This is a genomic window from Chamaesiphon sp. GL140_3_metabinner_50, assembly GCF_025361915.1.
In the GTDB taxonomy this organism is placed as follows: Bacteria; Cyanobacteriota; Cyanobacteriia; order Cyanobacteriales; family Chamaesiphonaceae; genus Chamaesiphon.
The window spans coordinates 1-6901 of the sequence record NZ_JANYJC010000317.1 but is presented as its reverse complement, the minus strand read 5'-3'; the positions used below and the strand labels follow the sequence as shown (position 1 = coordinate 6901).

Sequence of the window (6901 nt, the reverse complement as noted above, 5' to 3'; positions counted from 1 at the left end):
CGATCGCAATTGCTAAAAACTTTGCAACGCGTAATTGGTAATGTCATTGCCGATTTAGTCGTACATATTAATTCACCCGCTCGGAGTAATGATGATGAGCCGACGGGTGAATTAACCTCGATCCCAATTATGCCGATCGATTGGTTTGCAACTCCCACTTCGCTGGCAACTTGGCACCAAAATATCGAATCCGAAATTTCACATAGTCTAAAAGAGATTTCTTATAAAGTCAATCTACTTTTACAACAGGCGCGCATTATGCCTGCAAATATTCCTAAGTCTATTTTAGAAGCAAGTAATGAAGCAGATCGGCAGGGCGAAAGTATGGGAAATGTTTCAAATTTGTTGAGTATTACGATCGAGCAAGAGCTTGATGAAGAACAGCTCGATGCCGAAATGTCGAAAACTCTTTTAAATAATGGTGCCGATCGATCGATCTCGATAACCATCGATTCAGATGAAGAAGACTTTTCCCAGCTCGTGCAAATTCATAGCCTCTATTTACGTCTGACAGAAGTCGAATTTTCAGATGTTAATGTTCTAGCCTTACGGAAAGATATTAATAAATTAGTCGATAGAATTAAAGCATTACGACGTGAATATATTCAAAAACAGCAAGAATTGAAAATTGCCGAAGCCGAATCAGCTTGGCGAAATAGTTGGTTTGAAAATTAGGAGTTGTAGAGCGAATTTAGACACGATCGATATAAGATCGAGCATGAAAGGTTGGTTGTCGTACATACCTAACGACTTAAATAGATTGATTGGTTGTTGTGTGCGGGGGAAAGACATAGAATAAGCAAGTATATTTTAAAATGATTGCTAGTAATAGCAACTCTTGAGTACGATCGATGTCCGATGAACCAGACTGGTTGAGAATTCATAAAGCTCTAACTATCGAAGCAGAGTACGGTTATACCGATTTAGTCGGGCAACAGTACCGCTTCGGTGAATTCTTGTGTTTGAGTTTTGGCAAACCACCGACACATGCAACCTCCAAAGATCGCCAGCATTGGCGTGAATTAGCCTTTGAATTCGATAAGTATCACGATCTGACTTTAATCGAGCGGAAGTTATTAATTGCTAAAGCTAGTGAGTTTTTAAAAATTGCCCAACAAGTCGCCGCACAGCACACCACTCAAGCACCAGTTAAGTTAGTTAGAGTGAGTGAAGCTCGCGCCAATACTACTCCCAGCGCAGCTCCACTGAATCCCAAAATTTTACCAGCGATAATTTCCAGAACTCCAGGCAACACTAATTTAACACTCGATCGATATTTACGAGACATTCCCCAATTGGGTATTCGCAAAGCCGAAATTCTGGCTAGATTGGGATTATTAACCGTTAAGGATGTTTTATATTACTATCCCCGCGACCATATTGACTATGCCAAACAGATAAACATTATCGAACTAGAACCCGGTACCACCGTTACGCTCGTTGGTATTATTCGCAAAATCAACTTTTTTACCAGTCCTAAAAACAAAAAACTCAACGTCTTAGAAATTACGATTAAAGACGAAACTGGCAGCCTTAAAATTAGTCGCTTCTATGCCGGGACTCGTTATAGCAATCGCGGTTGGCAAGAATCATTAAAACGTAAATATCCCGTCGGGAGTTGGATTGCTGCATCGGGATTAGTCAAGCAGGGTAAATATGGCATCAACTTAGACAACCCCGAAATCGAAGTTTTAGCAGATAGTGAGGCGAGTATTTCTTCGCTCAAAATTGGGCGCGTATTGCCAGTTTACCCATTAATAGAAGGCGTATCCGCCGATATCGTCCGCGAAGCAGTAGTGACAGTTTTACCTGCGGCGAAGTTACTAACAGATCCGCTCCCCACAGTAGTGCTAGAACAATATGGATTGATGGACTTAGCCACATCAATTCAGAATATCCATTTCCCCGAAGATAGCGATACCAAAGGAGCAGCCAGACGTAGACTAATTTTTGATGAGTTTTTCTATCTTCAATTAGGCTTCTTGCAACGCCGCCATTTATTACGCCAGACGCATACTCAAACCATCATCAAACCGACAGGAAAATTAATCGACAGATTCAAAGAACTATTACCATTCCAACTCACCAACGCTCAACAACGAGTCGTAAGTGAAATTTTAGAAGATATCCAGCAACCAGCACCCATGAATCGGTTAGTACAAGGCGATGTCGGCTCCGGTAAAACCGTCGTCGCCGTCATGGCAATTCTCGCCGCCATTCAATCTGGTTATCAAACCGCACTCATGGCTCCCACCGAAGTTCTCGCCGAGCAACACTATCGCAAACTCGTCGGCTGGTTTAACCTGCTCCATCTCCCCGTCGAACTCCTGACAGGCTCTACTAAAGCCGCCAAACGGAGACAAATATACAGCGAATTAGAGACAGGCGAACTCTCGATCGCAGTTGGCACACATGCTTTAATTCAAGATAAGGTCAACTTTCGCAACCTCGGCTTAGTCGTCATCGACGAACAGCATCGCTTCGGCGTATTCCAGCGCGCTAAATTGCAGCAAAAAGGCTCCCAGCCCCACGTCCTCACCATGACCGCTACACCCATCCCCCGCACCCTCGCCCTCACCCTCCACGGCGATTTAGACGTGAGCCAGATTGACGAACTACCAGCCGGAAGACAGCCGATTCAAACCAACGCCGTCAACAGCCGCCAGCGCAGCCAAGTCTACGAACTCATGCACCGCGAAATCGCATCGGGGCGGCAAGTATACGTCGTGTTACCCCTCGTCGAAGAATCCGAAAAACTCGATCTCCGCGCCGCTACCGCCGAACACGAACGTCTAGCCACCGAAGTATTCCCGCAATATCAAGTCGGCTTGCTCCACGGGCGGATGGCTTCAGCCGATAAAGATGCCGCCCTGAGCGCATTTCGCGATAATGTCACCCAAATTATTGTCTCCACCACCGTTATCGAAGTCGGCGTAGATGTCCCCAACGCCACCGTCATGCTCATCGAAAACGCCGAACGCTTCGGCTTATCTCAACTCCACCAATTACGCGGGCGCGTCGGGCGGGGCGAACATCGTTCTTATTGCCTACTGATGAGCGGTAGCAGTTCTAGCAACGCTAAACAACGCCTACAGGTGCTAGAACAGTCGCAAGATGGATTTTGGATCTCTGAGATGGATATGCAATTACGCGGCCCTGGGCAGGTTTTAGGCACCCGTCAATCGGGAATGGCAGATTTTGCCTTAGCCAGTTTAGCAGAAGATGGCGAAGTGTTGACGATCGCGCGCGATGCCGCCGAAAAAGTCATTTTACAGGATAAAGATCTGAGCCAGTCGCCCCGATTAAAGGCAGAGTTAGATTATCGTTTTAATAAGTTAATGGGAGGAAGTATCTTAACTTAAATTTTGGATTATTCAATCGAGTATTAACTACTTCATTAAATAAGAATCGATTTCTGGATATCGAGAGAACAAACTATCGACACTGGCTAGGTTTGCCCCATAGACTAAAGCCGTGGCAATAATTAACCTATCGAAAGGATCTTTATGAATCGGGGACAACTCAACCGCCTGTGCCGCAATTACTTCATTCATTGGAAATAGCTCGATGCCCACACTCGTTAACGATTCTTGAAACCATGATTGAGCTGTAGATGGTAACTCTATCCGTCCCTTACTGTGAGCCAAAGCAATTTCGTAGCAAGATACTGGTGAGATGCCTACCCGACTTGCAGATTCGATTTGACTCAGCCATTGTGAGGGAAACAGATCTAAATTGCCGTTGACGAACCACAGCCAAATATGAGTATCGAGAACGATTACTTCAGACATTCCCAATCCTCTTCATCAACAATCGGACTGACAACATCACCCAATATTTTAACCTTACCTACCAAAGCTACAGGAGGAATTCGACGCTTAATGGGAGTGTCTTCAGATAAAATCGTCACAATCACACGAGCCGAACTAACCTGAGGTTGCTCCGCCAGCCATGTTACTTGCCCATTTTCATAAATTGCTTCATAACTTTTCAGCATTAAATCTTTCCTCGGCTGAGATGCTATCTCCATTTTACTCTGAATTTCTGTTTACTCATTAAGTAATGAACGACCTAATCGAAGTGTACGCTTATCATGGAACGAGTCAAACTAAAGCCGCAAGTATCCTCAAAAATGGATTCCTCGCTAGTGATAACGATTATGACTGGCTAGGTACGGGCATATATTTCTTTCAAGATGCACCGATGAGAGCCAAACAATGGGCAACAGAGCAGCATCCCCAAGAGCCATCGGTGATTTGCGCTCGAATCCAGTTGGACAATTGTGTAGACTTAATCACAGAATATTATTTAATCGAAATCTAAGGAGATATTAAGATGCTAGATATAAATAAGTCTAAGGAAATTTTGGAGAATTATTTTGCAACCGTCACCCAAGAGCGGTTTGCAATAGATTTAGAAAAATACTGTCCTGAATTAGTTGAAGCAGAGTCAGCTAGTCTAGCATCAGATGAATTTGACAATGCAGAACTTTATCAGCAAGCAAATCAAGAGAGTAAACTAGAGATTGCTCATAAACTTTTAAAAAAAGGAATGAGCATTCAGGAAGTATCTGAAATTCTAGAATTGGATGTTCATATTATCTCTAAATAAATATCAAATATTCATGTCAATATAAAAATGAAGATCGCCATGCCAATAAATCTTAAAAAATTCGAGCAAATAGTCACCGAGCATTTCGCGACTGTTACTGATGAAGAATTTCTAGAAAATTTACGAAAATCTTCGCCTTGTCTTTTTACTGAGAGTCCAGAAGAACAACAAGACGATCGAATCTCAGAATCCGTTCCAGTAGATCGAATTAATCCCAACTCAAAATTAAATCTACCTCGCGTTCCTGGGCAAGACAAAGGACGTGTAACTATGTCTGCTGATTTTAACGATCCTTTGCCAGCAGATATTCTAGATAAATTTTACAAGTCTTGAGTGTTTTCAAGCAAGATATTTTGTATTAATAATAACTTACTTAGCAGCGATCGGCATTCGCCAACCCGTACCAAAAGCTCGATCGGTTATTTTCAATCCTGGGGGAGCTTGACGGCGTTTGAATTCGGCACGTTTGACTAGTTTAGTTATTTTATCGACTATTTGCGGATCGTAACCGCGACCGATTATTTGCGCTGGCGATTGATGTTCGCAGACGATCGCATTTAAAATAGCATCGAGAATTTCATAAGGTGGTAATGAATCTTGGTCTACTTGTCCGGGTTTTAATTCTGCGCTGGGTGGTTTAATAATAATATTATGGGGGATAATTTCGCGCTCTCGATTCAACCATTTACAGATAGAAAATACGCGCATTTTAGGAACGTCGGCAATGACGGCTAAACCACCATTCATATCGCCATAGAGGGTGCAATAACCTACTGCCATTTCCGATTTATTACCAGTCGAGAGCAGTAGATGTCCGAATTTATTAGAGATGGACATTAATAATGTGCCGCGAATCCGCGATTGGATATTCTCTTCGGCTAGTCCAAATTCGGTACCTGTAAATAGGGAATCTAAGGTACCATCAAATCCCTGCATTAAGTCGCCAATGGGGATAGTTTCGGTGTTAATGCCTAGATTAGCAGCTACCGCGATCGCATCGGTGACAGAATGCGATGAGCTATAGGTAGATGGCATTAATACGCCCAAAACCTTGTCGGCTCCTATCGCTGCGGCGGCTATTGCGGCGACGAGTGCGGAGTCGATGCCGCCGCTCAAGCCCAAAATTACTTTTTGAAAACCACATTTGCTAATATAATCCCTTACACCTAATACTAATGCCTGCCAAATTTCGGCATCGGTACAGTCAGGTTGGGGTTGAATTTTACCTGGTTTCAAATCTTGTTTAATCTCATCAAACTCAACGATAATTAAGTCGCGATCGAATGATGCACCCCGACAAATTAGTTCGCCCGATCGATCGAACCCCAAGCTACAACCATCAAAAATCAGGTCATCGTTTGCCCCGACTTGATTGACATATAATACCGCTCGATCGTATTTAATTGCGGCATGTTTTAACATTGCTGCGCGGAGCTGTTGTTTGCCCATACAATAGGGTGAAGCAGAAAGATTGATCGATAGATCGATATTGTGTGCGGCTAATTCAGCGATCGGATTTACTAAATAACTACGTTTGCCCCAAAATTCTTCATCATTCCACAAATCTTCACAGACTGTCAGCCCAATCTTAATATCGTCTATGGTGAAGTAATTTGCCTCGTTACCAGGGGTAAAGTACCGATTCTCATCAAATACATCATAAGTCGGTAACAGCCGCTTGTGGAAGATATTCTGCACCTTTCCAGCAGTTAGTAAGGCGATACTATTAAATAATGGTTTGCCACCCATAACTGTAAAGTTAGGATTGGGGGTAGCTAATCCGACGAGTACATGTAAATCGGGTGGTAATTCCGTCGCTAATTGATGGAGTGTTTGCTCCATTTCGGTAATGAAGTGAGCGTTGAGTAATAAGTCTCGCGGTGGATAGCCACATAGGGATAATTCGGGGGTGAGTAATAGTTTTACTCCTTGGGTAGCTACTTGGTGGGCGGTTGTTAAAATCTGTTCGGCGTTATTTTTTAAGTCGCCAATGGTGGGATTGAGTTGGGCTAGTGCTATTTTCATAATATTTTTTATTTTTAACCGCAGAGACGCAGAGAGCGCAGAGAAATAAATGATTGAGAAATATCGGATCTGTAAGGGCGGGTTTATGCAACTAATAACGATTGCACCAGAGATCTAATTCAAACCCGCCCAACCTCACTAAGATCTGAATCGATCGGGATAAAAAACGTGATTTTCTCACGCTCTAGATGGTGGGCAATGCCCACCCTACTTTAATAATCTTCTGTCCAAATTGCTAAACACTTCTTACTTTGCCAAAATTTTT

General features: G+C 43.2%; 7 protein-coding genes and 1 pseudogene. 5 read left to right on the top strand and 3 right to left on the bottom strand.

What is annotated here, in order from left to right:
- Positions 1-675: pseudogene (locus Q0R35_RS15705) on the top strand (hypothetical protein); the annotation flags it as partial.
- 176 nt (positions 676-851) lie between these two features.
- Positions 852-3362, top strand: a complete 2511-nt coding sequence (gene recG, locus Q0R35_RS15700; RefSeq protein ID WP_295620384.1) for an ATP-dependent DNA helicase RecG — start codon at positions 852-854, stop codon at positions 3360-3362.
- Between the two features lie 27 nt (positions 3363-3389).
- Here the strand turns inward: recG and Q0R35_RS15695 are convergent, their stop codons facing one another.
- Both Q0R35_RS15695 and Q0R35_RS15690 read right to left on the bottom strand, forming a co-directional pair.
- Positions 3390-3791, bottom strand: coding sequence for a PIN domain-containing protein (locus Q0R35_RS15695; protein ID WP_295620382.1), 402 nt, complete (start codon positions 3789-3791; stop codon positions 3390-3392).
- Complete coding sequence (locus Q0R35_RS15690) at positions 3779-3997, bottom strand: hypothetical protein (protein ID WP_295620379.1); 219 nt, start codon at positions 3995-3997, stop codon at positions 3779-3781. The genes Q0R35_RS15695 and Q0R35_RS15690 overlap by 13 nt, the downstream gene beginning before the upstream one ends.
- 65 nt (positions 3998-4062) lie before the next feature.
- On the opposite strand from Q0R35_RS15690, the gene Q0R35_RS15685 reads away from it, so the two are divergent.
- From Q0R35_RS15685 to Q0R35_RS15675, 3 genes are read left to right on the top strand one after another with little or no spacing between them, the layout of a single operon-like run.
- Positions 4063-4323, top strand: a complete 261-nt coding sequence (locus Q0R35_RS15685; protein ID WP_295620376.1) for a hypothetical protein — start codon at positions 4063-4065, stop codon at positions 4321-4323.
- A gap of 12 nt (positions 4324-4335) precedes the next feature.
- Positions 4336-4611, top strand: coding sequence for a hypothetical protein (locus Q0R35_RS15680; protein ID WP_295620373.1), 276 nt, complete (start codon positions 4336-4338; stop codon positions 4609-4611).
- A gap of 27 nt (positions 4612-4638) precedes the next feature.
- Positions 4639-4944: a hypothetical protein gene (locus Q0R35_RS15675; protein ID WP_295620370.1), complete on the top strand. Its 306-nt coding sequence runs from the start codon at positions 4639-4641 to the stop codon at positions 4942-4944.
- Between the two features lie 36 nt (positions 4945-4980).
- Here Q0R35_RS15675 and Q0R35_RS15670 read toward each other — a convergent pair whose 3' ends face one another.
- Entirely contained in the window at positions 4981-6636 is a 1656-nt protein-coding gene (locus Q0R35_RS15670) for an NAD+ synthase (protein WP_366944914.1), read from the bottom strand.
- Positions 6637-6901 lie beyond the last annotated feature (265 nt).